Source organism: uncultured Porticoccus sp. (assembly GCF_913061305.1).
GTDB lineage: Bacteria > Pseudomonadota > Gammaproteobacteria > Pseudomonadales > Porticoccaceae > Porticoccus.
The window spans coordinates 23856-50353 of record NZ_CAJXST010000002.1 but is presented as its reverse complement, the minus strand read 5'-3'; the positions used below and the strand labels follow the sequence as shown (position 1 = coordinate 50353).

The following is a 26498-nucleotide window of genomic DNA, read 5'->3' as shown; positions in this document are numbered from 1 at the left end:
CCGGCTAGTGGCGGGTCATAATTCTGTCCAGCAAACCCATGGCAAACGCAGAAACCACAAAGGTCATATGTAACACGACGTACCAGAGAATCTTGTCGTTCGCTATTTCCGGGGCATTCATGAAAACTTTCAGCAAGTGAATCGACGAAATGGCCACAATGGACGCCGCCACCTTGTTTTTCAGTGAGCTGGTATCGAGCTTACCCAGCCAGACCAGTTTGTCGGTGGACTCGTCCAGATCCAGCTGTGAGACAAAATTCTCATAGCCGGCAAACATCACCATGACAATCAGGCCGCCCACCAGGGCAATATCCACCAGCGAAAGCACCACCAGAATCAGGTCCATTTCCGACATGGTCAGAATCATGGGTAAGGTGTGCGCCACCTCGACAAAAAACTTTACACCCAGCGCCAGCAACGCAAAGCTCAGCCCGAAATAGATCGGGGCAAGCAACCAGCGGGCGGCATACATGGTGTTCTCAAATATCTTTTCCATTTCGACTTCCTGTGTAAAAACGACTTGCCGGCAGATCCACTGACGGATCGCTTGGCTCGGGCCCGCCGGAGTGGCAGGGCTCTCCTGTTTTCCTGCCATTAACGCCAATGACAGGCCAGAAAAAAGGGCCATTTTTCAATGGCCCTGTTGTACTGCGCTGGACAGTTTATCCTACAAAGCACGCTCGTGAACATTTAAAGCAGCCGTTGACCTGCTGAAAATGTTTTTTCGCCTCCCTCATCGCCGCCTGGCAGGAGGGGAGATTACCCAGGGATTTCTGATCCACAGAGTCTGGCAAATCAGGACACCAGGTGCCCAGGTTGTGGATAATATGATTCCCATTTTCCTGTGGTTTTTTAGTCACAATATATCTAGCCATAGAACCCTTCATCATTTTATTGTTAGTCAATAGTCACCGCATTAACATGTGGTTAATACAGCATTAGCCGTGGATGAAAAAGAAGCCAGAATCAGCCACGGATCGACTAAAACTATCGATTTTTTAGCAGCTTAGCAACAGAATAATCGTACCACTCGATGGCATTTTTATGGCCCGAAGTCAGTTTTTTTGACCGGGAAAAATTTGACCTGCCCATCGATTTTTGGACAGCCCAAACCGGGCTGTTCTCTGCAAAGCACATTCATGTCGAACCGTTAGTGCAGCCAATCTGTTGCACCGACTCGTCGACAAGCTTTGGGATCTTCACCGGCTTAAAATATACTGGCCGGCCTTTCACAAGAATGACGTACTGGCAAGAAGGAGCCCCCCATGCCCGGCTTACTCCCCGATACCGACCCCAGCGGTTTACTGGAATACTCTGTGGTCTTCACCGACCGTTCACTGAATCACATGTCCAAACGTTTTCAGGCAGTGATGAATGACATCTCCAGCACATTGAAGCAGGTTTACCACGCCGAGGCCGTTGTGGTCGTCCCCGGCGGTGGCACCTACGGGATGGAAGCGGTAGCCCGCCAGTTCGCCACGGACAGGAAATGCCTGGTGATCCGCAACGGCTGGTTCAGCTACCGCTGGAGCCAGATTCTGGAAATGGGGAGAATCAGCGACGACATCACCGTGATGAAAGCACGGGCAGTGGACGATGACCCCGAACAACCGGCTCTGGCGCCCGCCCCCATCGATGAAGTCACTGCCTGGATTCATGCAGAAAAACCGGCGATGGTTTTTGCACCCCATGTGGAAACCGCCGCTGGCATGCTCCTGCCGGATCAATATATTCGAGCGGTGGCAGATGCCGTTCACGCAGTGGGTGGCCTGTTTGTGCTCGACTGCATTGCATCGGGCACACTCTGGGTGGATATGCAGGCCTGTGGCGTCGACATTCTGATCAGTGCACCGCAAAAAGGCTGGAGCGCGTCGCCCTGCAGTGCGCTGGTCATGCTGGGCAAAGAGGCGCGACAGCGCATTGACCAAACCACCAGCAGCAGCTTTGCCTGCGACCTGCGCAAATGGCTACAAATTATGGAAGCCTATGAAAATGGTGGCCACGCCTACCACGCCACCATGCCCACCGATGCCCTGCTGCAATTCCGTGACACCATGCAGGAAACCGAAAACTATGGTTTTGACAGGGTGAAACAGGAGCAACTCGAGTTGGGACAGCAGGTTCGCAAACTTCTCACCGAACGGGGTTTCAAGAGTGTTGCCGCCGAGGGCTTTCAGGCACCCGGCGTCGTGGTCTGCTATACCGAGGACCCGGATATCCACAATGGCAGGAAATTTCTGGAGCAGGGCCTGCAAATTGCCGCGGGGGTGCCCCTGCAATGCGATGAACCGGCCGGCTTCAGAACCTTCAGAATTGGGCTATTCGGGCTCGATAAACTGCACAACATAGAGCGCACGGTCGCCCATCTTCGTAGTGCACTGGAAAACATGTCAGGATAACGACGGTTAACAGCTGCGACGGGCCACCCTTTATTCGACAAGTTCAGTAATATAACCCGCTGCGGTTGAACACACTCCGCAAGAAGTACTCATACAACAGAACCGTTATCGGATAACACAGCAGACATGGGCGGATCAGCATGAAAAATGGAAACATGGGTATCAGCCGGGTTGCTTTCTGGCTCGGCATCAGTGTCCTGGGCCTGCTGATATTATTACTCATGGTCCAGATTGACCGGCAGTGGACCCGCATGAACGATATCACCCGGCTGATGCAGGAGCAGGCTCAGGATATTCGCTCTACCCGGGGCGTTTTACGCAACCTGGAACAGACCGTCCGCACTGCGCGCTTCAATACGACCGAAGTGGATGACCGCTCGAGTGACACCGCTGACCGGACAGATGCCTTTGAGCGGGCAAGGCTGGCTACGCAACAGGCCAATTACGCCCAGGGGGACTGGCTGATGCTGGCATTCGGCAGCGGCCTCACCACCCTGACACCACTGGTCTCGGGCGACGCCTACTCCTCGGAAGTGCAGCAATATGTTCTCGAGTCCCTGCTGGTCCGGGATCCGGACACACTGGAGTGGAGTGGGCTACTGGCAGAGGACTGGCAGATATCCGATGACGGACTCACCATCAACTTTACCCTGCGCCGCGATATCAGCTTCTCCGACGGGATAGCCATGACCGCCAAGGATGTGCAGTTCACGTTTGAATTCATCATGAACGAAGCCATTGCCGCACCGCGAAGCCGCGCCTATCTGTCACGGATTGAGCGGGTCACCGCGCTGGACAATTACCACGTGGAGTTTGTCTTCAAGGAGCCCTACTTCAACAGCCTGCAGCTGGCGGGCAGTTTGACGATCATCCCGGAACATTTCTATAAACGCTTCCTGGATGAGCCCCGCACCTTTAATGAGAGCCGCGGACTGTTGCTGGGTTCAGGCCCATATCGACTCAAGGACCCGGAAAACTGGACCCCCGACCAGGGCCGGGTTGAACTGGAGCGCAACCCCCGCTACTGGGGCCCGGTGGATGGCTCTTTCGACCGGATTGTGTGGCGTATTATCGAAAATGACAGCGCCCGCCTCACCACCTTCCGCAACGGGGATATCGATGTTTACGGGGCTCGCCCACGGGAATATCAGCGCCTGCTTGACGACCCGGGTATCAGCGAACGCAGCAAACATTTTGAGTACATGAGCCCTACAGCCGGCTACAGCTTCATTGCCTGGAACCAGCAACACGGCGACAAAAACAGTCTCTTCAGCGATACCCGGGTACGTTTGGCCATGTCGCTGTTGACCGACGTGGAGCGCATGCTCGAGGAAATTTTTCTCGGCTACGGTCAACCGGCGGTGAGCCCGTTTATGCCGGGATCCTCCCAACACAATCCGGAAAACCAGCCCTTGCCCCGCGATATGGAAAAGGCCAAACGGTTACTTGCCGAGGCGGGCTTTGTCGATCGCAACGGCGACGGCATTCTGCAGGCAGAGGATGGCACGAACTTCGAATTCGAGCTGACCTTCTTCCAGGATAACGACGATACCCGGCGGATGGTGTTGTTCCTCCGGGACCTCTATGCCCGCGCGGGCATTCTGATGAAACCGAAACCCACCGAGTGGTCGGTGATGGTAGAGGACCTGCGGCAAAAGAATTTTGATGCCATCACCCTCGGCTGGACCTCCGGTATCGAAATCGACATCTACCAGATGTTCCATTCCAGCCAGTCCATGGAAAACGGCGACAATTTCATTAACTACCGCAACCCGGAGCTGGACGCCACGATTGATGCGGCGCGCGGCGAAGTCGATGAAGAAAAGCGCATGAAGCTATGGCATGAGGCAGAGCGCATTCTGGTGGAAGACCAGCCCTACACGTTCCTGTTCCGCCGCAACACCCTGGCCTTTGTGGATGATCGAATCAGCAATCTGGAAAAAACCGGGCTGGGACTGAACCTGATGAGTGTACCGGTGGAGATCTACGTGCCGGCCGATCGCCAGCGCAATCGCTGAACTGCCGATGCTGAATTATCTAGTACGTCGCACCTTGCTGATGATACCGACCCTGCTCGGTATCACGCTGGTGGTCTTTATTGTCATGGCAGCGGCCCCGGGCGGCATTACAGCCCAGTCGCTGGTGGACGGCATGGAACTGGAGCCAGAGAGTCGCCGGGCTTTGGAGGAGTACTACAACAAGCTCTATGGGCTGGATCAACCGGCACCGGTGCAATACCTGCGCTGGTTGAACAATATCTCGCCGATCGGTTTCGAGCGGGAACCGGATGGCACACTCGGCACTTTCTCCCTCTGGAAAGGCGCGGATCTGGGCATCAGCTTTCGCTACGGCCGCCCGGTGATGGATTTGCTGGCGGAGCGCCTGCCCATCACCCTGCTGCTTAATCTGATCTCCATCCCCCTCATTTATACAATTGCCATCAGCATCGGCGTACAGGCCGCACGACAGCGCGGCGGGCGTTTCGATGTGGCCTCGAATATTTTTCTGCTGGGGCTCTGGTCAGTGCCCAGCATGTTGGCCGGGGTACTGTTTATCGGTTTCTTTGCCTCCGAGCAATACTGGCGCTGGTTTCCCACCGGCGGCCTGATGCAGCGCGAGACCGTCGATCAAACCTTTCTGCCCCTGTTTGCCAATGGCAGCGATTTACTGATTGCGGTGGCTTGCGTTGTGACGGTCACCGTACTGCTGATTGCTGCGGCGACCTCCGCACCCAAAATTGCCCGCCAGTGCGGCGGATTCGTCATCGGAGCACTGCTCGGTTACGCGATGGCATGGGATCTCGGGGGCCAGTGGCTGGGCGGTTTGCATTTATTACTGGCGACTTCACTCGGGCTGCTGACCATCCTGCTGGCCGGCATGCAGCACCCGGGTTTCCGTATTGCCCTGGCGGGCGCAATCGGCCTGGGCGGGGGGCTGACATTGTCACGATATCTGGGCGTCGAAGCGATGCAGGGCGGCTACCTGCTGGACCGGCTCTGGCATCTGGTACTGCCGATCATTGCGCTGTCCTACGGCGGGCTGGCATTTCTTGCCAAACTGACACGCTCGTCGCTGCTGGAGAATCTAGCCGCTGACTATGCGCGCACAGCCCGGGCAAAAGGGGTCGACGAAGAAGCTGTGCTGTGGCGGCATGTATTTCGCAACTCCCTGCTGCCACTGATTACGGTCTCGGCCACCCTGCTGCCCAGCCTGTTGGCAGGTTCGGTGATTGTGGAAAGCATCTTCAGTATCGACGGGATGGGCAAACTGGCGGTGGAAGCCGTGCAAACCAGGGATCGGGAGCTGGTGTTATCCGTCACACTGATCTCCGGCCTGCTGACACTGTTTGGCTACCTGCTGGCAGATATTGCCTATGCCGTTGTCGATCCTAGGGTCAGTTATGACTGAGTTATCCGCTGACACTGACATGAAACAGCCCTCCCAGCCCTGGACAACGCAAGTGGCCGTTTCATTGCTGGGACGCACCAGCGCTCGCATTGGCCTCAGCTGGATTGGCCTGCTGGTGATCATTGCCACGTTCTCCCCTTTTCTGGCCAGCAGCCACCCGCTCTACCTGGTGGTGGACGGACAGGCCAGCAGCCCGTTGCTGCAACATATGACCCCACTCGACTGGGTCTGGCTGAGCGGCCTGCCCATGATTCTGGTGATTGCCCTGTTGCCCATCCCGTTGTGGAAAAAGTTTCTCTCGGTACTGATCGGGCTGGCACTCACCGCAATGATCGCCTATACCCTGGTATCGCCACCGGCCCTGGTGATCTATGAGCAATATCGTGAGCTGGAGGATACCGGCAAGGTTGAAACCATTATCCGCGCACCCATCCCCTACTCGGCGAAGGATTACCTGCGCGACTATGCAGACACCGGTATCGAATCGCCACTCCTGACATCAGAGCAACGCCTCCACTGGATGGGCACCGATGAAAACGGTGCCGATGTCGCCTCACGAATGATTCACGCCTCCCGCATCGCTCTTGGCATCGGGTTTATCGCCACCGGTATTGCCCTGGTGATCGGTACCATCATCGGCGGCCTGATGGGGTATTTTTCCGGCATCGTGGACATTATCGGGATGCGGCTGGTGGAAATCTTTGAAGCCATTCCGACCCTCTTTCTGCTGCTGTCTTTTGTGGCCTTTTTCGGTCGTTCCATCTATATGATGATGGTCATTATCGGTATCACGGCCTGGTCGGGTTATGCCCGCTATGTTCGCGCAGAATTCCTGAAACTGCGACAACAGGATTTTGTGCAGGCCGCCGTCGCCTGTGGTCTGCCATTGCGCTCCATACTGTTTCGCCACATGCTGCCAAACGGGCTGGCGCCGCTGCTGGTCGCCACCAGTTTCGGGGTCGCTTCCGCCATTCTGGCAGAGGCGACATTGAGCTTTCTCGGGCTGGGGCTGATTGATGACCCCTCCTGGGGACAGCTGCTTAATCAGGCGGTGCAGTCCTCTACCTTCAACTGGTGGCTGGCGGTTTTTCCCGGTGGAGCGATCTTTCTGACGGTGTTTTCCTACAACCTGCTCGGTGAGTCGCTGCGGGATGCGGTGGACCCCCAAACCAACCGGAGCAAGCGCGCGTGAAGTTGCTTGAGGTGGAATCACTGATCACGGAACTGGGCGAAACCGACAACTGGCTGCGGGCGGTGAATGGCATCAGTCTGACGGTGAACGCCGGTGAAACCTATTGCCTGGTGGGGGAATCCGGCAGTGGCAAATCCGTGACGGCACTCTCGATCATGGGGTTATTACCCGCTGACCGGTTCCGTCACCCCGATGGCCGGGTATGGCTGCATGAGCCGGGCGGCGAAGCCCTCGAATTACTCAGCGCCAATGGTGAACAACTGCGCAGTGTCCGCGGCCGACGCATCGGCATGATTTTTCAGGAGCCCATGACCTCACTGAACCCGGTGCTGACCATCGGCGAGCAACTTGACGAAGTCCTCCGGATACACCAGCCCGACCTGAATGCCGAAGCCAGACGTGAGCGGATTCTGACGGCACTGGAAGAAGTGTTGATATCCGACCCTGCCAACCGCATCCTCGAGTACCCCCATCGCCTGTCCGGTGGCCAGCGGCAAAGGGTGATGATTGCCATGGCACTGATCTGTGAACCAGCGCTGTTAATTGCCGATGAACCCACCACGGCCCTGGATGTCACAGTACAGGCAGAAATTCTCAAACTGATGCGCGAGTTACAGGCCCGCTATGGCATGGGTATGTTATTTATCACCCACGACTTCGGGGTGGTGGCCCAGATAGCCGACACGGTCGGGGTCATGCGACATGGCGAACTGGTCGAGAGCGGCAAAACCTTTGACGTGCTGAGCAATCCGCAACATGCCTATACCCGCAGCCTGATTGCCGCACTGCCGGAACGGCTGCCCCGTTCGCCCCGACCACCGGCCTCGGCACAGACCTTACTGTCGGTGGACAATCTCTCGGTTTACTTCCCGATACGCCAGGGCCTGATGCGGCGTGTCGTCGATCAATTTCATGCGGTTGATGAGGTCTCGCTGCAGGTCAATGCCGGGGAGGTCCTGGCACTGGTGGGCGAATCCGGTTGCGGGAAAACCACGCTGGGACGGGCGTTGCTCCGTTTGCAGGCAGCAACCACGGGTAGTATCCACCTGGAAGGGCAGGACATCACCCATCTGAGCCGTGCTGAAATGCGCCCCCTGCGACGTCGTATGCAAGTGGTCTTCCAGGACCCCGGCTCCAGCCTCAATCCCAGACTGCCGATTCATACGTCCCTGATAGAACCGATGCGGGTGCACGGCATTGGCGAAGATGACAATGCACGCACCCGACGGGCCGTCCGGTTTCTCGAACGCGTGGAGATGCCCGCCGACAGCCTGTGGCGCTACCCCCATGAGTTTTCCGGCGGGCAGCGGCAGCGGCTGGCGATCGCCAGAGCGCTGGTACTGGAGCCCCGATTTATCCTGTGTGATGAAATCACCTCGGCCCTGGATGTCTCCGTTCAGGCCGGCATACTCCGCCTGCTCCGGGAGCTGGTCGACGAGGACGGCATCGGTATGTTATTTATCACCCACAACATGGGCGTAGTGGATTATCTGGCAGACCGGATGGCGGTGATGCATAAAGCGCGTCTTGTCGAGACAGGGTGCACCGCAGCCGTTATGGCAGATCCACAAAATCTTCACACCAAAACCCTGCTGGAGGCTGTACCGAGATTGAATGAATCTTTCCTGCAGACACGATCTGGCCGGGCACCGACCGAACCGGAGACGTCATGTCAATGAACCACCCGTTGTCCAGACTGGTACCCCGCATCCTGCTGGCCAGCCTGCTGTATTGCCTGCCCTGCACGCTCGCTCTGGCGGAGAGCCAACTGGAGTTTGAGGAGGCCGAGACTGAAGCCGCCGATGATGAAAATGTCGAGGATATTGAATCGTCCAAACCCCTTCGAAAAAATATCGACAACACCAGAAAAATATCGCACCCGGATCAAGCCGAGGCCTCAGAAGATCCCGAGCCCTCTTCAAAAACAACGAAAATTGCCCCGCACATTGACCTGAAAGAGCTGGCCCCGCCACCAGGGGTTCAATCCTTTTCCCCTGAGACGGGAGCCAGCGAGACCACAGAGCCGGAACCAGAGCCAGAACCAAAACCAAAACCAAAAACCACAACGGAAACAACACCCGAAGCCCCCCACGACGAGGGTACAGCAACTGTTTCCGACGATCAGGCGGCCAGTGCAGAATCCGCCGATGAGCCCAATATCGATCCCACAGAAGAAGTGGCGGGAGCTATCACCCTGCTCGGCACGGAAATCATGCCCGGCACCTCGACCCGGCTCTCCTGGTCTTCGGGCATGCAGATTGCCGGACTGTCTCAATCCACACCCGTACTGGTGGTGAATGGCTCAAAACCCGGGCCAACCCTGTGTCTGACCGGGGCCATTCATGGTGATGAGCTGAACGGCATCGAAATTGTTCGCCGCACCCTCTACGATCTGGAGCCTGAAAAACTGGCCGGACAGGTGATCGGCGTGCCTATTGTCAACCTGCAGGGTTTCCAGCAGGGCAGTCGCTATCTGTCCGACAGGCGCGATCTCAATCGCCATTTTCCCGGCAATCCCACCGGCAATCTGGCGGACCGGATCGCTTATTCACTGTTCAACGAAATCATCAGCCACTGCACGATGTTGGTGGATATCCATACCGGCTCACTGAAGCGCACCAACCTGCCACAATTGCGTGCCGATATGAACATTGCTGAGGTCCGCACATTCGTCAAGGGGTTTGACCGCATGGCAGTGGTTCACAGCAGCGGGACGGGTGGCATGCTGCGCACCGCTGCACTGGATGCAGGCATCATTGCCGTGTCCATGGAGTCCGGAGAATCCCTGCGCATCCAGGAAAAGCAGATCAAAGCCGGGGTGAACAGCCTCAATAGTCTGATGGAAAAACAGAACATGATCTCGAGGCTGTTTGTCTGGGGCAAACCGGAACCAGTTTACTATGACTCCTACTGGATCAGAGCCGAACACGCCGGCATCTTGTTCAGCAAGAAAAAACTGGGTGACCGCGTCATCAAAGGGCAGGTGTTGGGCATCGTCACCGACCCGATCACCAATGCCAGCCACGCCATTCATGCGCGTGCTACTGGACGGATTATCGGTATGGCGGTGGATCAGGTGGTCATGGCCGGGTTTGCTGCGTATCACATCGGCGCGGAAACGGAGATACCCGACGAAGAGTAGGAGGACCCGAAACAACATCTCCGGGATTCCGCCTGAAGCGGGTTACCGGCAGTCCGACTCAACGGCCAGAACGATGCTGCAATGACGTGTGGCGATCGCGCCATTGCAACGTCGTGATCAGTAGGCACGGAAGAAAACTGAGAGTAATCAGGGTGGAAATCAGTATCCCCGCCAGCACCACAATCCCTACCCCGCGATAGAGTTCCGTGCCGGCACCCGGAATAAAGACCAGCGGTGCGAGTCCAAAAATTGTCGTGGCAGTCGACATCAGAATTGGCCGAAGGCGCGCCTCCACGGCGCCTCTCACCGCCGCCAGGATACTCTCTGCGCCCTGTCGCAGATTGTGCCGGGCATGGTCAACAATCAGTATCGGATTGTTGACCACCGTACCCAGCAGAATCACAAAACCCAGCATGGTAATCATATCGAAAGGTTGATGAAAAGAAGCAAAACCCAGGGTTCTCATCAACGAGCCGACACCATTGATGGCCACCAGTCCGACGATGCCACCGGCGATACCGAGCGGCACGGTGGCCAGAATCAGCAGGGGAAACCCCCAGTGAGAAAAAATGGCCACCAGCAGCAGGTAGATCAGCACCACCGACACCAGTAAATTGCTGCTCAGGGACTCTCGAGTGGCATCCAGTTGATCGGCGGCGCCGGAGATCGACATACTGACCCCCTTCTGAACCTCGCCGGACGCCTGCATCGCCGGCACCATCACATCCCTGACCCGTGCCACAGCGGTTTCCAATGCCACGTCCCTAGGCGGGATAATCAATAGCGTGACGGTACGGCGGCCATCCACCCGCCGCAGACTGTCACTGTCCACTGTCTGCACCAGTTCTGCCAGCGCCCCCAGGGGCAGCACCTCGCCACTGGGTGTCAGGACGGGCTGGGCTGCCAGTTGATCCAGTTTCTGGTCACGTACAGCATCGCTGAACAGGAAAATATCGACCTTGTCATCCTCCACAAAAAACTCATCGGTGAAGGCCCCATCGCTCAGCGCCGCGATGGTAAAACCAAAATTGTCGGCCGTAAAACCCACCTCTGCCATACGATTCCAGCGGGGACGGATTTCCACCAGCGGTTGATCGAGCGTCAGGGACGAGGGCTCCGAATCCAGTTGCGGGCGCTCAAACAGGTCGCCCGCCCGCTGAAATGCACTGGCGGCCGTTTGATAGAGGTTGTCCAGTTCGGGGCCGGAGATATCCAGATTCACCGCCCGGGTACCACCCTGATTACTGGAGATGATTGAACCTCGACCGGAAAATCCACGCATCCCGGGATAGCTGGTAAAAAGATCCGTCAGGGCATCCATCATTGGCTGAATATCAGCATCGCGGGTCGGCTCGCTGATGACTCTCAAGCCACCCGCTGACACTCTCAGGGAATAGTACTTGAGGGAGGGAATCTGTGCTTCACCCCGGTCGAACAGACGCGGATCGGCCTCCACTGACGCATCGAGAATGGTCTGGACCTCTTTACCGATGACCATGATTTCCTGAAGATTGTAGCCCGGCGGCGCAAACATCGAACTGAACGCCTTGGGCTCCTCACCTTCGGGCAAGTATTCGGCCGGGGGCATCAGCCACCAGGCGGCACCGACGGTCGAGAGCACGGTCACCATGAGACAGGTTCTGCGACGCAGGGGGCTGTCGGTTACCCAGCACACCGCCCGGAGAATCGCACTCCGTTCAGCCGCCTCACCGGTAAGTCCGTAACCGTTGCCAAAACCCAATCGGGCACAGGCGGCGGGAACCACAAATACTGCCAACAGCATGGAGGCGATAATCGCACTGGAGATGGCAATGGCAATATCCGAATAAATCTGTCCTGCCTCCTCCTGTACCAGCAGGACCGGTGCGAATACCAACACTGTCGTCATGCTGGATGCCAGCACCGCTGGCCAGACTTCTCGAACACCGGCAATGGCGGCCTCGATTCGGTCCAGTCCGCGGCGTCGGGCCTGTTCAATGCTTTCCAGAACAACAATGGTATTGTCCAGGGTCATGCCGATGGCAAAGGCAATCCCCGCCAGGGAGATCACATTGATGGTTCGGCCGAATACCAGCAATCCCAGAAAAGCGGCGATGGTGCAGACAGGAATGCCCATCAGTCCAATGAAAGTCGCCCGGGGGGAACGTAAAAACAGGTACATGACAAGGGTGGCCAGCAGCGCGCCAATCGCCAGATTCTGGACGACACCCCGCACCGAGGACTGAACGTAGCGCACATCGTCGCCAATCAAGGTTATTTCGAGGCCATTGGGTTCCAGCAGCTCGCGCTTCACCTCGGCAATGGCTGCCAGCATATCGTGCTTGATCTGGATAACATTGGAACCCGACTCCCGCCGCACCGCCATACTGATGCTGCGTTCGCCATCGACAAAGTTGAGATCGCGAATCTCAAAATGGTCCATCCTGACATCCGCCACGTCTTTCAGCAGAATATCGCTGCCGTTGCGGTGAGCCAGAATCATATTATCCAGGGTAGCCAGATCCCTGAACCGGCCCACCACCCGCATCAGGTAGCGGCGTTTGCCATCGTCGATATCCCCGGCGGAAATATCCCGGTTGCGGCTACGAATCGCATCCCGCACATCGACCAGGCTGAGCCCCCGCTGGGCCAGGCGGGCGGGATCCACATGGACCTGCACCTGCCGCTCTGCGGCGCCCCGAATCTCCACCTGTGAGACACCACTAACCCGTTCCAGACGGGGACGCACATCATCCTCGGCAAAATCACCGATCATATCGATGTCGAGATTCAGCGGATTGCCCGTGGTCGGATGCAGGCTGAAATACATGAAGGCATTTTCTGAAAACGAGGTGCTGACCAGTTGCGGCTGATCGACGTTTTCCGGGTAGCTGGGCACCTGGCTGAGGGCATTGGCCACCCGGATCAGGGCCTCGTTGACATCGACCCCGAAGGGGAATTCCAGCTCGATACTGGCCCGCCCGGTTTCGGCGACAGACTCCATGCGCTGCAGGTTGGGCAGCGAGCGCAGGTAGCGCTCCTGCTCGATCAGAATCTCTTTTTCAATATCCTGCGGTGTCGCGCCGGCCCAACCGGTGACAACGCTGATCGTGCGCACACTGAGGTCAGGAATCATCTGTACCGGAATACGAAATGCCGCGGCAATCCCCAGCACGCAAATAATCAGCACGATAACGGCGAGCAATTTGCCATTCTTCACGCCCGCATCAAGCATTCAGAAACGCTCCTTAAGGGTTGGGGGACTCGACGACACGAAGCACCTGCCCATCTCGCAGGACCTCGTTGCCCCTGACCACCACGTCATCGGTAGTTGCCAATCCGCCGGTAATGACCACGTTGTCCCGCGCTTCGCGACCCACTTCTACCAGCTGACGCCGGGCAATACCCTCTCTGGCGACAAACACACTGTAGCTGCCGTCCGGATGGCGCAGCAGTGCATCACGAGGCAGCAGCATATCCCGTGAACGCCCGTCTCCCAGTTCAAAAACGGCACTGGCAGATGTTCCAGGCAAGAGCTGCCCCGAACTCCCTTCGGGGCGAATTCGAACCAGAAATGTCCGTGCTGAAGAGTCGCTGACAGGCACCAGCGCGGTAACCGTGCCAGAAAAACATTTCACAGGATTGCTGTCGGGACAGACATTCACCGGTGTCTTATCACTGATTTCCGAAAAGCGTTCCTGGGGCATCCTGACATCCAGGCGCACCCGATCCAGGGAGACCAGCTCAAACACCGGGTCGCCCCGACTTATCCACTCCCCCCTATCAACATGCCGGGCCGCAATAACACCATCAAAGGGTGCCGGCAAAACATGCCTCTCAACCCTTTCTGCCACTGACCGCTGATCGGCTATCGCCGCTTCAAGTGATGCCTGGGCCAGGTTGAGACTTGCACGACGGGTATTTACTTCGTTTGCCGATACGTGGTTGTTCTCGCGCAGACGCAGCGCATCATCCAGTAGTCTTTGGGCCTCATCGAGTGCAGCCCGCTGCTCTGCGGTAGCCGCCCTGGCCCGCTGATACTCAAGGGTGATCAGCGCAGCATCCAGCTGCAATAGCGGATCACCTTTTTTGACATGACTGCCCACATCCACCTGGAGATCAGCTATCAGGCCGTCGACCCGGGTGGAGAGACTGGCCCGCTGCAGGGCATTGACAGAACCTGACAACTTTAATGTTTCGCCCAGTTCCGCCAGGTAGGGACGGGTTACGGAAACCGGCACGCTGTCGTCAGCGACAAGGACCTGGGTTGGACTGCCAACGAGCCATGAAACGGCCATCAGCATAACGAGCGGGGATTTCCCAAAGACCATCGGCAGTTACCAGAAGCTATGATGAGCGGGCTGAGAACCCGGTGAGAAAATTGTAGCGCGAATATTCAACATTACGTCGACGCCCGTCCTATGGATCAGCATACACGGAAACAGAAGCAGCGGCACCGGCAGACGCTCAAAACCGGATTGGTAGTCAATGCACACAAGTGAGCGGTAACCACTGATATGACTCATTTTCTGCCCGGGGATTCCAGCAGCAGATCGCCCTCCACCGGCATATATTCGGTAGCCGCATTGATCAAAGCGAGCGCGGTAAACGCGGGAACACCGTAGACCTCCACCGGAATGCCATAGTCACGGCGCACCCTGTCGACCAGCAGGGCAAAATCACCATCGCCGGAAACCAGCACCAGCAGGTCTGCATGCCTTGCGTACTCCATGGCGTCAAGGGTAATACCGACATCCCAGTCACCCTTGGCAGAACCGTCGGTCCGTTTGATAAAGGGTTTTAACTTCACCTCAAAACCAATGGCTCGGAGGATAGCCTGAAACTGCCGCTGCTTCGCATCACCGCGGTCAACGGCGTAGGCGATGGCTTTGACAACCTGCCGGTTTGCGGTGGCCCTTTCCCAGAAACGGTTGTAATCGAAATGCCGCGCGTAGGCATCTCTGGTGGTGTAGTAAATATTCTGTACATCCACCAGCAGTACGGTTTTTTTCAAGGAGTCACCTGATTTTTTGGGATCGGATTCAACGGGTCGGGACAGCGCCACGCCATTTACCGATGGCTAACCATCCGGGTTGTTTTTCCGTTTCATCAACTCCCCCAGATTACCGAAAGGGTTGTGCGTCGCAGCCGTCTTTTGCGTTTGCGGCAATACATCGCCGTAACCGGCATCCTCATAACGGGAATGCTCGTTGTCGTGGCAGTAGATACATAACAATTCCCAGTTACTGCCATCGGACGGGTTATTGTCGTGGTTGTGATCGCGGTGATGAACCGTCAGTTGTTGCAGGTTCTGCCGGTTGAATTCCCGGGCACAGCGCCCGCACACCCAGGGATACATTTTCAGTGCCTGCTCGCGGTAACCCTTCTCGCGCTGGTCCCGTGCCATCCGGGCGTCGGCCACGGCCTTGTCCAGCTTGTCCGATGACATGATTCTCTCCCACACCTTTACCCATCACCCGCTTGAGCAACCGGCAAAGCCAGTAACGTTGGGGCTGGTTATCCACACAGCTTGGCTAAAACACCATGATCCTGCCCAAAAAAGGCCGTATTGTCGAGGTTGGCCTGGCGGTGAGAGGCTGTCGCGTGTCCCTGTTCTCCTCTTCAATAGTTGGCTATTGCTACTATTATCTGCAACCACCCGCACAATATGATTGGATTCACTGTGTGTTTTCATTGGTAGTGGGTAAACCGTCAAAAAATCCCGCCATCAGAAGGGAGTAATCAGCTTATGAATCGGCTGCCTGCCCACTGCTTCTCAGAGGCAATGTTGTTGACGCATCGCGGATAATCCATCGCAGCTCCACCCACACTCGCAGGGACACCAACAACACGGAAACCACCAATAGCCCATTGATCAACCGTGCGGCCGGACCAACGGCATCAAGGCCAAACAGCGCAACGTGCAGGAACAATAGCACCAATATGGCCATCACCAGTAATACCTTCAAACCGGTCGCAAGATAGACCCTATCCCCGCTCACCACGGCAATAGCCACGCACAGAAACAGCCCTATCCAGAAAGTATAAAGTGGCTGCAAGGCCCAGCCGAACCAGCCGATAGCCGACAGGATCAACACCAGTGGTGTCCCCCATACAATGCCCACCCAGGCCCTTTCCAGTCGGGGGTATGGCATACCTCTCTGCCGCCGTCGCACCAGCCAGATACTGCCGCCAGCAGCAACACAGGTACAGAGTCCTGCGCCCAGCAACAGGTAGAGCAATTGCACTGACAACCCACCAAAATGGCCAAAATGCAGTCGAAACATCGATGCATATACCTGAACACCGGGCTCCCCATCGGACCACCCGGCGCTTTCCAACAGTCGGCCCTCGGCATCCAGTGCGTAAAACTCACTCCAGACCAGACGGCCCGGCACCAGAGCACCGACTTCTACCCGTTGGGCGGTTGTGCCCGGCTCGTGGACAATGATCATATTGGGCTGCATTTCGGGGCTGAGCGAGCGGACTGTCTCCAGGGCAGCCGACACATTGGCCAGTGGCGCGGCTTCACCAGTGGGTTTGGGGTCAGAGAGAAACAGCGATTCTGTGGCTGCATCGGTATTGCCCTCAAAGAACAGGGTCGCCACCACAAAACCGAGGACCTGTGACAAGCCGATCACGGCGCCGGTAATGGCGAGAGCTAATGCAAATGGGCTGCTCCATACCCCGAGGCGATTGTGCACATCTGCCAACCGCAACCGGGCTGATCCCGACCAGCGCAGGGAAAAGGCATCTTTTAGCAAATTGGGATGAGCCAAAATACCACCTATCACCAGAGCCACCAGTCCCACCCCGAGTATGCCAACCAGGGTTAACCCCCATACAGAGGGCAGGGACAGACGCAAATGCAGGTCGGTGAGAAAATGAGTCCATTCATGATTAACCGGCGCACCTAGCCGCCCGGCGGGATCGGCAAAAGCCCCACTTTCACCGGCATGCACCACAAAGCGGGGCATATCGGTGTAGGGCAAGGCAATAAACAGGTGGTCCGGCGGTTCCTCCGTCCGTTTCGCCTCCAGCGCCATTATGGCACTGGCTGCACGGCTGATGGCACCCGGCTGCCACTCGGTAAATTCGGGCACAGCGGGTTGTTCCCAGCGCTCAAACTCCGGATAAAACACCGCGACAGAACCACTGAACACCACAATATACAGCAGTGCCGATAATGCCAGACCCAACCCCGAGTGACCGTTTAGAGCGAGTTTCACAAATGCCGATCGGGCACCATTTCCCCTTGCCATAATCAACCACCCACCCTGTAAAGTAAGGCACAACCACCCAATATCAACACCGCGACACAGGCCAACAACGGTCGCCACAGTCGCGGGTCGGCACTGCTCCACACAATAGCCAGCGGCCACAGAATCACCAGGAATAGCGCAGCGCCCACCAGCCGATTGGCGTCACTCCATTGCGACTGGGCAAACCAGCCCATCACCAGCCCGATTGTCGCCAGTAGAAACAGGGGACCCGCCAGCAACCAACGCAACAACCGATGACCCCATGGTCTCTGTTCGCCCGGGCGGGCTCTGCCCGTGTGAATAACGGCCGGTCGCAGCGCCGCTCGCCAATTCGCCCCCCCGGCAATGAGAAGGAACGCCACCAGTGCCGACCAGAGAGGGGCCACCGCAAGGCCACGATCAAAGCCGAGCGCCTGCTGCCAGGGCCAAATGGAAACCACGATGATTCCCCAGGCAAGCCAGAGCCACACCGGACCATTTTTGCGACGCCAACAGAGGTACAGCAGAACCATCCCCGCTGTGGAAAGCAGTCCCGCCAGCAGCAGTGCCACCGGCGATATAGAGGCGACAAACCAGGAATTCACAAACTACCCCCGGACTCAGTAACGCCAGTTAATAGAGGCTGTGGCCGTAATCGGCGCACCGTAATAACTTTGTGCCCAATACAAGCTGGTGAAATATTTCTCATCGGTAACATTTTTGACGTTGAGGCTCAGCCTCAGGTTGTCGCTCAGGTCGTAGTTGGCAAACAAGTCCACCAGCTTGTAACTGTCCTGGATCACTTCGGCGCCACTGTCTATCCGCGATGTCTCATCCTGCCATTTGACACTCACCCCCACTTTTAGCGCGGGCAACCAGGGCAGGCGATAACTGCTGGCCAGTTTGAAAGTCTTGTCCGGGGTAAAGCGAATGACGTTCTCGTCAGTTTGCTGATTGGCGTCCATATCGAAGTTGGTATAGCCGGCCATGACATCCCAACCTCTGGTTATTTCGCCGACCAGTTCAACTTCGAAACCCTGGCTGGAAATACCATCCGAGCTTTCATAGTATTCATCGCCGGTCATCGGGTTGAATCCGGCGGATACAGCCAAATTTTCCTGTTCGATATCAAACGCTGCAACCGATAGCAGCAGGCGACCGGCAAGCAACTCGCTCTTCACACCCACTTCGTAACTGCGACCCTCCAGCGGATCAAGTCGACTGCCGTTGATATCCTCCTCGGTCTGCTGGGTAAAAATGTCGGTGTAACTGGCGTAGAGAGCCATATTGTCCAGAAGCTGGTAGACCACTCCGGCGTAAGGAGTGGTAACGCCGGAATATTTCGAATCCTGGGAGAGTCCATACGACTCGCCGGAGGTGTCCCAATCGCTGACCCGCGCACCCAGCAAGACTTTCAGCTTGTCGGTAATCGACAAGCGGGTGGCTCCGTAGATGGATCGCTGCCGGTCCTTGTAATCGCCGCCGCCGCGCACTATGTCGCGCAGGTTCATATCGATACCGGAGCCGTTCCAGGTGCGGAAATCCGGCATGGCGGGAAAGTCATCATCCATATAGGAAAAGTTGTCCACCACACTTTCGGACCAGCTATATCCCAGCACCAGGTCGTGTTCGCGGCCGGCCAACTGGTACTGGCCACTGACATAGACATCGAACAGGTCCATGGTGTTGTGTTCGGTGTAATCGCTGCCATAGCCATACAAGCCGAGCCCGGTCTCCCGGTCCGGTGTGCCAAAGGCATAAAAAAGGTCGGCATCTTCGTTGTGTTTGATGTAGGTGTAAGTACCTTTAACCTGCCAACCATTGCCCAGGTCGTGGACCACTTCAGCAAAGGCCTGCGCCTCTTTGGAAATCCAGCCAGCCCAATCCGTGGCAGTACTGGTGCTGCGGTCGACACTGACCTCCGAGCCATCGCTGTACAGCAGTGGCAGCGCACCCCACATGGGGCTGTCCGACTTGTTTCTCTGCCAGGTGTAGCCAAGCGTCAGCAGGGTGGCATCGGTAATTTCCACATCCACCACACCATAGACCAGAGATTTCTCGTGAGCATAACGGTCCAGATGAGACTCATTATCCTGCCAGGCAGTGACGAACCGGCCCCTCACTCGCTCGCCCAGGCGTCCGGAAATATCACTCTCAACACGGGTGTGGTCATAGGAACCGGCGCTCGCGGATGTCTGGATCTGCAAATCGTCAGTGGGGCGTTTTCGTACCATGTTAACCGTGGCGGAGGGATTGCCGGCACCGGTCATCAGACCATTGGGACCGCGCACCACTTCCACCCGCTCGAAGGCATAAGTGTCGATATCCCCACTGATATTGCCATCGGGTACCTGCAGCCCCATACCATCGTATTGGAAATTGGTAATATCAAAACCCCGTGCAGTGAAGTACGTGCGGTCAGTTTCCACCGACTCCACATTGATACCGGTAGTGAGCGACAACACGTCATTCATGTTATCCAGCTCAAAATCATCGATCTGGGCACGGGTGATCACTGACACCGATTGCGGGGTTTCGAAGGCGGACAGACCGAACTTGGTGGCGGTATTCATGGTGGGTACGCTGTAGTCGCTACTGGACTGCACCGCTCTCACCTCTACCAGCTCAATGGTGGGGGATTCTCCTTCGTCCTCCTGATTCTCCGTGACGCCCACTCCATAAGCACCATTGACGAAGGCGATGGCGGCGGCAAGCACACACGGCTGCCAGCACCTGTTCAGTGTGGTACGCATAATTCTCCCCAAATTGTTCTACCTTGATCGGCAGAAATATCAAAACGGGAATAATACTGGTAATGATAACGATTCGCAATCTCAAATAAATCAAATAAGGTTTTCAGTACCGACGAAACAGACGCCACTTCGTCATACCAAAGGATTCAGTGCTTGCCGTACAATGACTCAGCACACCGCTATACCGCCATAAAAACTTCCCTCGCCCGTTGGCGAGCACAGACACTGGCAGATATGACAACCAATGAGATAGAGGACACAGCCAGCCCATGACCCTGCCGAAACAGGTCAGTATTGTCGAAGTCGGCCCACGAGATGGCCTGCAGAATGAATCCCGACCAGTCAGCGCGGCCGTCAAGATTGAACTGATCCGGCGGCTCGCCGAAGCAGGGCTGGGCTACATTGAAGCGGGCAGCTTCGTCAATCCGCGCTGGGTTCCGCAGATGGCTGACAGTGCGCAGGTGTTTCAGGGGATTGCGCGTCAACCGGATACCATCTACGCAGCCCTGACCCCCAATCTGACCGGGTTCGAGCGCGCACTGGCGGCAGGGGTTAGCGAAGTGGCCATCTTTGCCGCCGCCTCGGAAACCTTCAGCCAGAAGAACATCAACTGCTCGATTGACGAGAGCCTGGAGCGCTTTGCCCCGGTGATGGTTGCTGCCAAGGCGGCCAATCTGCGGGTGCGCGGCTATATCTCCTGCATCGCAGGCTGCCCGTACGAAGGAAATGTGTCCGTGGAGCGGGTGACGCAGATTGCCGAAAGGCTGTTACAGATGGGTTGTTACGAGATTTCCCTCGGGGATACCACCGGTGTGGGCACTCCCGACAGTATCGGCCGGGTAATTGAAGGAGTCAGCGAGATTGTGCCGATCCCGCAATTGGCCGTTCATTGCCATGACACCTACGGTCAGGCACTGGTCAATATCTATACGGCATTGCAGCTGGGTGTGGCGGTGGTAGACAGCTCCGTGGCAGGACTGGGCGGTTGTCCCTACGCCAGAGGGGCATCGGGGAATGTGGCCACGGAAGACCTGGTCTATATGCTCAACGGACTCGGCATTGAACACGGGGTCGATCTGGATAAAATCATCGCCGCAGGAACCTATATCAGCCAACAACTGGGCCGGGAACCCGGTTCCAAAGTGGCCAGGGCCAAATTGTCCAGAAACTGATCTGACTATTTGCCTAGGGCCGAGAGTTTTTCCCGCAACGCCGCTATACCGGGTTTGTGTTTCAGCAACTCCTGTGCTGAAAGCCCCGCCAGTTCGTGGGGGAATACCAGCCATCGGTCCGTCTCGTGCAGGTAATAGTCCGGCACCCGGTCAGTGCGGTTATTGGCCGGTTTGAAATAGGGCGTCGCCAGGCGAATTTCTGGCGGATTATCGCCGCAGTCCTGCCGGATCTCCGCCACAATCTGTTGCAGGCTCAATCCGGTATCGTAAACATCATCCACAATCAGCAGTGAATCGGCTTTGCGGATATGGTCAATCACATAGCCCAGGCCATGCACCCGTACCGCCTTGGCCCGTTCGCCGGGCGCTGTGTAAAAAGACGTGCGGATGGCGATGTGATCCGTCTCCACACCAAAATAGGCCAACAGCTCCTGAACCGCGATCCCCACCGGGGCCCCACCCCGCCAGACGCCAATGATAAAGTGCGGGCGGAAACCACTTTCCAGCACCTGCAAGCCCAACCTGAAGGAATCGTCGAGCAGTTGCTGGGCGGCGATGTACTGTTTGGCTGACACACTATTTCCCCGGGCCATGAAACAACGCCTGATTATCCACTTTCACAGACCAGACACCAGTGGGATGATGAGTGCATGTCCAATCCATCCCTCTCTGGCCCGAGCATGAATATTGTTGATCCGGATCCCCGCACCCTGCTGACCGAGCTGTTTTATGTTGCGGTAGCAACCGCCCAACCGACTCGGGTATTGGCTAATTTTTTACCGGCGAACCGGACTCAGTCTGCGCTGGTGATCGGTGCGGGCAAGGCCGCCTGCTCGATGGCCAGTTGTCTTGAACAACACTGGTCCGGCCCGTTGCGCGGGCTGGTGGTGACGGCCTATGGTCACAGTAAACCACTCCAACGGATTGAGGTGATCGAAGCCGGTCACCCGGTACCGGATGCCATGGGTGAGCGGGCGGCCAAACGGATACTGGCACTGGTTGCGAATCTGGACGCAGATGACCTGGTCATCTGTCTGATCTCCGGTGGCGGATCATCCCTGCTGGCCCTGCCCACCACGGGAATCAGTTTGGCCGATAAGCAGGGCATCAATCGGGCATTGTTGAAATCCGGTGCAACAATCGATGAAATCAACCGCGTTCGCAAGCACCTTTCCGCCATCAAGGGCGGTCGCCTCCGCTTGGCCTGCACGCCAGCCCGATTGCTGACTCTGGCCGTATCCGACGTACCCGGAAACGATCCCGCCACCATCGCTTCCGGCCCCACCACAGCGGATCCATCCACCTCTTCAGAGGCACTGTCGATACTGCACAAATACCGAATTCCGATACCCGAAACAATTGCCGCATGGCTGAAAAATCCCGACTCGGAAACCCCGAAGCCCGGCGATTCAAGACTGTGCAACCACGACTATCGGATCATTGCCAGTGCCGGACAATCACTGGAATCTGCCGCCAGACAGGCACAACAGGCCGGGTTCAACACCCTGCTGCTGGGGGATAACATCACCGGTGAATCCCGTGATGTCGCCCGTGAGCATGCGGCGCTGGCGCTGACTATCGCGAAAGGAAACGGCCCGGTTTCACCGCCCTGCGTGATACTTTCCGGCGGTGAAACGGTCGTCACTGTTCGAGGCGATGGCAAGGGTGGTCGCAATGGCGAATACCTGTTGGCGCTGGCGAACGCACTGCGGGGCACCCCCGGCATTTACGCCCTGGCAGCGGATACCGATGGCATCGATGGGACCGGTGATAATGCCGGAGCCATCCTCAGCCCGGAAACCTGGCAGCGCGCCCGGGAAAGGGGCTGGGATATCCGCAAGGAACTGAAAAACAACAACTGTTATCCCCTGTTCAGGGATCTGGGAGACCTGCTGATCACCGGTCCCACCCGCACCAATGTCAATGATTTCCGGGCTATTCTGATAATGCCCTCAGAAACAACCCTTTGATCTGATGCAATGCGTTTTCCGCTCCAGTTGCGCTAGACTATGATCACATCAAATGATTGATCACACTGAATCGTTATCGCGGAGTGCACCCTTGAGCGACATGCGCAAACTGACCCACCTGGACGACCAGGGCAATGCCCACATGGTGGATGTGGCTGGCAAGGCCGTTACCCACCGCGAGGCCACGGCTGAAACACTGGTACGGATGCAATCGGAAACTCTGGCATTGATTGGCAGCGGAGGCCACAAAAAGGGCGATGTTCTGGCGGTGGCGCGTATCGCCGGCATTCAGGCCGCCAAGAAATGTGCCGATCTGATCCCCCTTTGCCACCCGCTGATGCTCACCTCCATCAAGGTGGAATTCGAACTGCTGCAGGACAGCAACCAACTGCGCATCACCGCCAGCTGTGGCCTGGACGGCAAAACCGGGGTAGAAATGGAGGCGCTCACCGCCGCCTCGGTGGCGGCGCTGACTGTCTACGATATGTGCAAGGCGGTGGACCGCGCTATGGTGATTGAATCCACCCGCCTGCTGGAAAAGGCGGGTGGAAAATCCGGCCATTGGAAAGCGAACCCATGAAAATTCTTTTTTTTGGCAATCTACGGGAGCAATTAGGGACTGGCGAGATCGAGGTGCCGGTGGCTCCCGGGACAAATAATATTGCTGAATTACTGGAAGACCTAAAACAGCGCGGACCAGAATGGCAGCAGGCACTCAGTGCAGGCTCATTGCTATACGCCGTCAACCAGACCATGGCCACCCGTGACACATTGCTGGAGGACAGCGACGAAGTGGCGCTGTTCCCCCCGGTGACCGGCGGATGATAACCATTGCGGTACAGGCCGCAGACTTTGATACCGGCCAGGAAATTCGTCAGTTACAGGCCGACAGAACTGACGTGGGCGGTATCGCAATATTTACCGGTCAGGTGCGCGACACCGGCGATAAACCGCTGGGCTTCATGCACCTGGAGCATTACCCCGGTATGACTGAGGCCTCCCTGCAACAGACGGCCGAACAGGCCGCACAACGCTGGGCATTGATCGATATCCGCATTGTGCACCGTATCGGCGACCTGTTGCCCGGTGATCAAATTGTTTTCGTCGGTGTCAGTAGTATCCATCGCGAAGCGGCTTTCAACGCCTGTGAATTTATTATGGATCACCTGAAAACCCACGCGCCGTTCTGGAAGAAAGAATACTATCGGGATGGCAGCACTCAATGGGTTGAAGCAAAACAGACTGACCAACAGCGCAATGCGCGCTGGGACCAGCACAACTGAATCAGAGGCCGTTTATGCAACCACTACCCCATCAGTACCAGGCAATGACCTACGGCACAGCCCAGGGCAACTTTGCCACCACACTGAAAAATGACTGCACACTCGAAGTCGCTGCGCCATTGGATTTTGATGGGCCCGGCAACACCTGGACCCCGGAAGAAATGCTGCTGGGTGCCGTGGCCAACTGCCTGGCGCTGACCTTCAGGTCCATCGCCCGTGCAGCCGGTCTGGACTGGCTGGAAATTCAATGCACCAGTGAAGGTGTTCTGGACAAGGTGGAAAAGACAGTACTGTTTACCCGGATCAGCACCCTCGCCCAATTGACGATTGCTGACGGGGAAGATCGGGAAAAAGCCGAGAAATTGTTGCACAAGGCAGAGCAAAACTGCTTTGTCAGCAACTCCCTGTCAAGCGAGAAGCAATTCACTGCGGACGTGCGGGTCAGTCAGGCCTGATTACAATTTCACCTTGTCGCCCATGTCCGGTACACAGGCATCCCAACCCAGCTCTTCGCCAATGCTGATACGAAACTGGTCGGCTGCCTCTTCATCACCGTGGGTGACAAAACAGCGTTTTGGCGCGGCGGGCATTTGCTGCAACCAATGCAACAACTCCAGCCGGTCGGCATGGGCAGAGAGAAAATCCAGACATTCCACCCGCGCTTTCACCTCATGGTAGCGATTGAAAATCTTGATCTTTTTCTCGCCCCCCACCAGGCGGGCACCCCGGGTACCCGGTGCCTGATAACCGGCAAACATTACAGTATTGCGATGGTCACCGAGCATTCGCTGCAGATGATGCAGCACCCTACCACCCGTTGCCATGCCGCTGGCCGAGAGAATAATGGCCGGCACATGCACCCGATTGATGGCAATCGAATCCTCCACCGTTCGGGCAAAGGTGACATCCCGTGACAGCTGCTGGCAGGAAGCCTTGTTCAGACGGTGATAGCGGTGGTGCCGAAGCATGACCTCCGTGGCACTGATCGCCATGGGGCTATCCAGAAAGACCGGTAAATAGGGAATTCTTCCCTGCTGCCGCAGCTCGGTAATCAGGTAAAGCATGGCCTGGGCACGCCCTACGGCAAAGGTCGGGATCAGTACGGAGCCACCCGCAGACACCGTGTCATTAATGATTTCAGATACCACGTCCCAGACATCGCGATTGTCATGGAGACGATTGCCATAGGTGGATTCAATCACCAGGTAATCACAGGATACTGGCAGTTCCGGTGCCCGCATTATCAGGTCATTGCTGCGGCCCACATCGCCGCTGAAAAGAATATGCCGACCGCCCGCATGCACATCCAGAAAGGCGGAGCCGAGAATATGGCCATTGGCATAAAAACTGGCCTCGATATCACCCATGGTCACCGTCGCAGTCGACTCGCCTGCACGCGCATCTGCCACGGAACTGAATCCCACCACTTCAAATTGCTCCATGGCCTTTTCCGCATCCTGTCGGGTATAGAGCGGCAGGGCTGGCTGATGCTTGCTGTATTGATGGCGATTGCGGTATTCCGCCTCCTCCTCCTGCAGATGAGCAGAATCGGCCAACAGAATCTTACAAAGGTCACGGGTTGCCTGGGTACAGTAAATCGGCCCATTAAAACCGTCTTTGACCAATCTCGGCAGGTAGCCACTGTGATCCAGATGGGCATGGGTAAGGAACACCGCTTCAATTGTACCGGGATCCACCGGAAAGGGTTTCCAGTTGCGCTCCCGCAGATGCTTGTAGCCCTGAAACAATCCACAGTCCACCAGCACCCGCCGATCATCTACCTCAATAAGATAACGCGAACCCGTTACGGTGTTGGCGGCACCCAAAAATGCCAGAGTCACCCGATTGCCCATAGTGCCCTTTCCTTATTTTCTGCCCCGACCCTTCGCCGGGACTGCTTTACTTTTGATTATAGAAGCCGCCTCCCCGGCTTCATAGAATTCAGATCAAGTCAGCGGG

At 56.8% G+C, this 26498-nt stretch carries 22 protein-coding genes; 12 read left to right on the top strand and 10 right to left on the bottom strand.

Features of this window, described 5'->3' with window-relative positions:
* Nucleotides 1-4: 4 nt before the first annotated feature.
* Nucleotides 5-496, bottom strand: a complete 492-nt coding sequence (locus tag QZ516_RS02300) for a TIGR00645 family protein (protein WP_297185657.1) — start codon at nucleotides 494-496, stop codon at nucleotides 5-7.
* 769 nt (nucleotides 497-1265) lie between these two features.
* On the opposite strand from QZ516_RS02300, the gene QZ516_RS02295 reads away from it, so the two are divergent.
* The 6 genes from QZ516_RS02295 (at nucleotide 1266) to QZ516_RS02270 (ending at nucleotide 10141) form a co-directional block, all read left to right on the top strand.
* Nucleotides 1266-2399, top strand: a complete 1134-nt coding sequence (locus QZ516_RS02295; protein ID WP_297185654.1) for an aminotransferase class V-fold PLP-dependent enzyme — start codon at nucleotides 1266-1268, stop codon at nucleotides 2397-2399.
* A 140-nt stretch (nucleotides 2400-2539) separates the two neighbouring features.
* On the top strand, nucleotides 2540-4417 hold the full coding sequence (locus QZ516_RS02290) for a peptide-binding protein (protein WP_297185652.1): 1878 nt from the start codon (nucleotides 2540-2542) through the stop codon (nucleotides 4415-4417).
* A gap of 7 nt (nucleotides 4418-4424) precedes the next feature.
* Nucleotides 4425-5807, top strand: a complete 1383-nt coding sequence (locus tag QZ516_RS02285) for an ABC transporter permease (RefSeq protein ID WP_297185649.1) — start codon at nucleotides 4425-4427, stop codon at nucleotides 5805-5807.
* Nucleotides 5800-6999, top strand: a complete 1200-nt coding sequence (locus tag QZ516_RS02280) for an ABC transporter permease (RefSeq protein WP_297185646.1) — start codon at nucleotides 5800-5802, stop codon at nucleotides 6997-6999. The genes QZ516_RS02285 and QZ516_RS02280 overlap by 8 nt, the downstream gene beginning before the upstream one ends.
* Nucleotides 6996-8678 carry a dipeptide ABC transporter ATP-binding protein gene (locus QZ516_RS02275; protein WP_297185643.1) on the top strand — a complete coding sequence of 561 codons (1683 nt, stop codon included), beginning with the start codon at nucleotides 6996-6998 and terminating at the stop codon, nucleotides 8676-8678. Before QZ516_RS02280 ends, QZ516_RS02275 begins: the two co-directional genes overlap by 4 nt.
* The gene (locus tag QZ516_RS02270; protein ID WP_297185640.1) at nucleotides 8669-10141 is read left to right on the top strand and encodes a succinylglutamate desuccinylase/aspartoacylase family protein; all 1473 of its coding nucleotides are present in this window, start codon (nucleotides 8669-8671) and stop codon (nucleotides 10139-10141) included. Before QZ516_RS02275 ends, QZ516_RS02270 begins: the two co-directional genes overlap by 10 nt.
* Before the next feature lie 58 nt (nucleotides 10142-10199).
* On the opposite strand, the gene QZ516_RS02265 is transcribed toward QZ516_RS02270, so the two are convergent.
* From QZ516_RS02265 to QZ516_RS02235, 7 genes are all read right to left on the bottom strand, one after another.
* Complete coding sequence (locus QZ516_RS02265; protein WP_297185638.1) at nucleotides 10200-13355, bottom strand: efflux RND transporter permease subunit; 3156 nt, start codon at nucleotides 13353-13355, stop codon at nucleotides 10200-10202.
* Nucleotides 13356-13368: 13 nt separating this feature from the next.
* Nucleotides 13369-14418 (bottom strand): efflux RND transporter periplasmic adaptor subunit, encoded by a 1050-nt coding sequence (locus tag QZ516_RS02260; protein ID WP_297185635.1) that lies wholly within the window; start codon nucleotides 14416-14418, stop codon nucleotides 13369-13371.
* A 224-nt stretch (nucleotides 14419-14642) separates the two neighbouring features.
* Nucleotides 14643-15134 carry an NYN domain-containing protein gene (locus tag QZ516_RS02255; protein ID WP_297185632.1) on the bottom strand — a complete coding sequence of 164 codons (492 nt, stop codon included), beginning with the start codon at nucleotides 15132-15134 and terminating at the stop codon, nucleotides 14643-14645.
* Between the two features lie 66 nt (nucleotides 15135-15200).
* Nucleotides 15201-15569, bottom strand: coding sequence for a YajD family HNH nuclease (locus tag QZ516_RS02250; protein ID WP_365332655.1), 369 nt, complete (start codon nucleotides 15567-15569; stop codon nucleotides 15201-15203).
* A 298-nt stretch (nucleotides 15570-15867) separates the two neighbouring features.
* Complete coding sequence (locus QZ516_RS02245; protein ID WP_297185629.1) at nucleotides 15868-17382, bottom strand: PepSY-associated TM helix domain-containing protein; 1515 nt, start codon at nucleotides 17380-17382, stop codon at nucleotides 15868-15870.
* Nucleotides 17383-17384: 2 nt separating this feature from the next.
* Nucleotides 17385-17966 carry a hypothetical protein gene (locus tag QZ516_RS02240; protein ID WP_297185626.1) on the bottom strand — a complete coding sequence of 194 codons (582 nt, stop codon included), beginning with the start codon at nucleotides 17964-17966 and terminating at the stop codon, nucleotides 17385-17387.
* A gap of 15 nt (nucleotides 17967-17981) precedes the next feature.
* Nucleotides 17982-20114 (bottom strand): TonB-dependent siderophore receptor, encoded by a 2133-nt coding sequence (locus tag QZ516_RS02235; protein ID WP_297185624.1) that lies wholly within the window; start codon nucleotides 20112-20114, stop codon nucleotides 17982-17984.
* 269 nt (nucleotides 20115-20383) lie between these two features.
* Here QZ516_RS02235 and QZ516_RS02230 point away from each other — a divergent pair, with 269 nt between their 5' ends.
* Nucleotides 20384-21286, top strand: coding sequence for a hydroxymethylglutaryl-CoA lyase (locus QZ516_RS02230; protein WP_297185621.1), 903 nt, complete (start codon nucleotides 20384-20386; stop codon nucleotides 21284-21286).
* A 5-nt stretch (nucleotides 21287-21291) separates the two neighbouring features.
* On the opposite strand, the gene QZ516_RS02225 is transcribed toward QZ516_RS02230, so the two are convergent.
* Nucleotides 21292-21861: a phosphoribosyltransferase family protein gene (locus QZ516_RS02225; RefSeq protein ID WP_297185619.1), complete on the bottom strand. Its 570-nt coding sequence runs from the start codon at nucleotides 21859-21861 to the stop codon at nucleotides 21292-21294.
* 105 nt (nucleotides 21862-21966) lie between these two features.
* Between QZ516_RS02225 and QZ516_RS02220 the strand changes: the two genes are divergently transcribed.
* The 5 genes from QZ516_RS02220 (at nucleotide 21967) to QZ516_RS02200 (ending at nucleotide 24994) form a co-directional block, all read left to right on the top strand.
* Nucleotides 21967-23256, top strand: coding sequence for a glycerate kinase (locus QZ516_RS02220; protein ID WP_297185616.1), 1290 nt, complete (start codon nucleotides 21967-21969; stop codon nucleotides 23254-23256).
* A 100-nt stretch (nucleotides 23257-23356) separates the two neighbouring features.
* Entirely contained in the window at nucleotides 23357-23836 is a 480-nt protein-coding gene (gene moaC, locus QZ516_RS02215; protein ID WP_297186419.1) for a cyclic pyranopterin monophosphate synthase MoaC, read from the top strand.
* On the top strand, nucleotides 23833-24081 hold the full coding sequence (gene moaD, locus QZ516_RS02210) for a molybdopterin converting factor subunit 1 (protein ID WP_297185614.1): 249 nt from the start codon (nucleotides 23833-23835) through the stop codon (nucleotides 24079-24081). Before moaC ends, moaD begins: the two co-directional genes overlap by 4 nt.
* The gene (locus tag QZ516_RS02205; RefSeq protein WP_297185611.1) at nucleotides 24078-24539 is read left to right on the top strand and encodes a molybdenum cofactor biosynthesis protein MoaE; all 462 of its coding nucleotides are present in this window, start codon (nucleotides 24078-24080) and stop codon (nucleotides 24537-24539) included. Before moaD ends, QZ516_RS02205 begins: the two co-directional genes overlap by 4 nt.
* Before the next feature lie 14 nt (nucleotides 24540-24553).
* Nucleotides 24554-24994 carry an OsmC family protein gene (locus QZ516_RS02200; RefSeq protein ID WP_297185608.1) on the top strand — a complete coding sequence of 147 codons (441 nt, stop codon included), beginning with the start codon at nucleotides 24554-24556 and terminating at the stop codon, nucleotides 24992-24994.
* Here the strand turns inward: QZ516_RS02200 and QZ516_RS02195 are convergent, their stop codons facing one another.
* Nucleotides 24995-26392 carry an MBL fold metallo-hydrolase gene (locus tag QZ516_RS02195; RefSeq protein ID WP_297185605.1) on the bottom strand — a complete coding sequence of 466 codons (1398 nt, stop codon included), beginning with the start codon at nucleotides 26390-26392 and terminating at the stop codon, nucleotides 24995-24997. It lies immediately after the preceding gene.
* Between the last annotated feature and the right edge of the window lie 106 nt (nucleotides 26393-26498).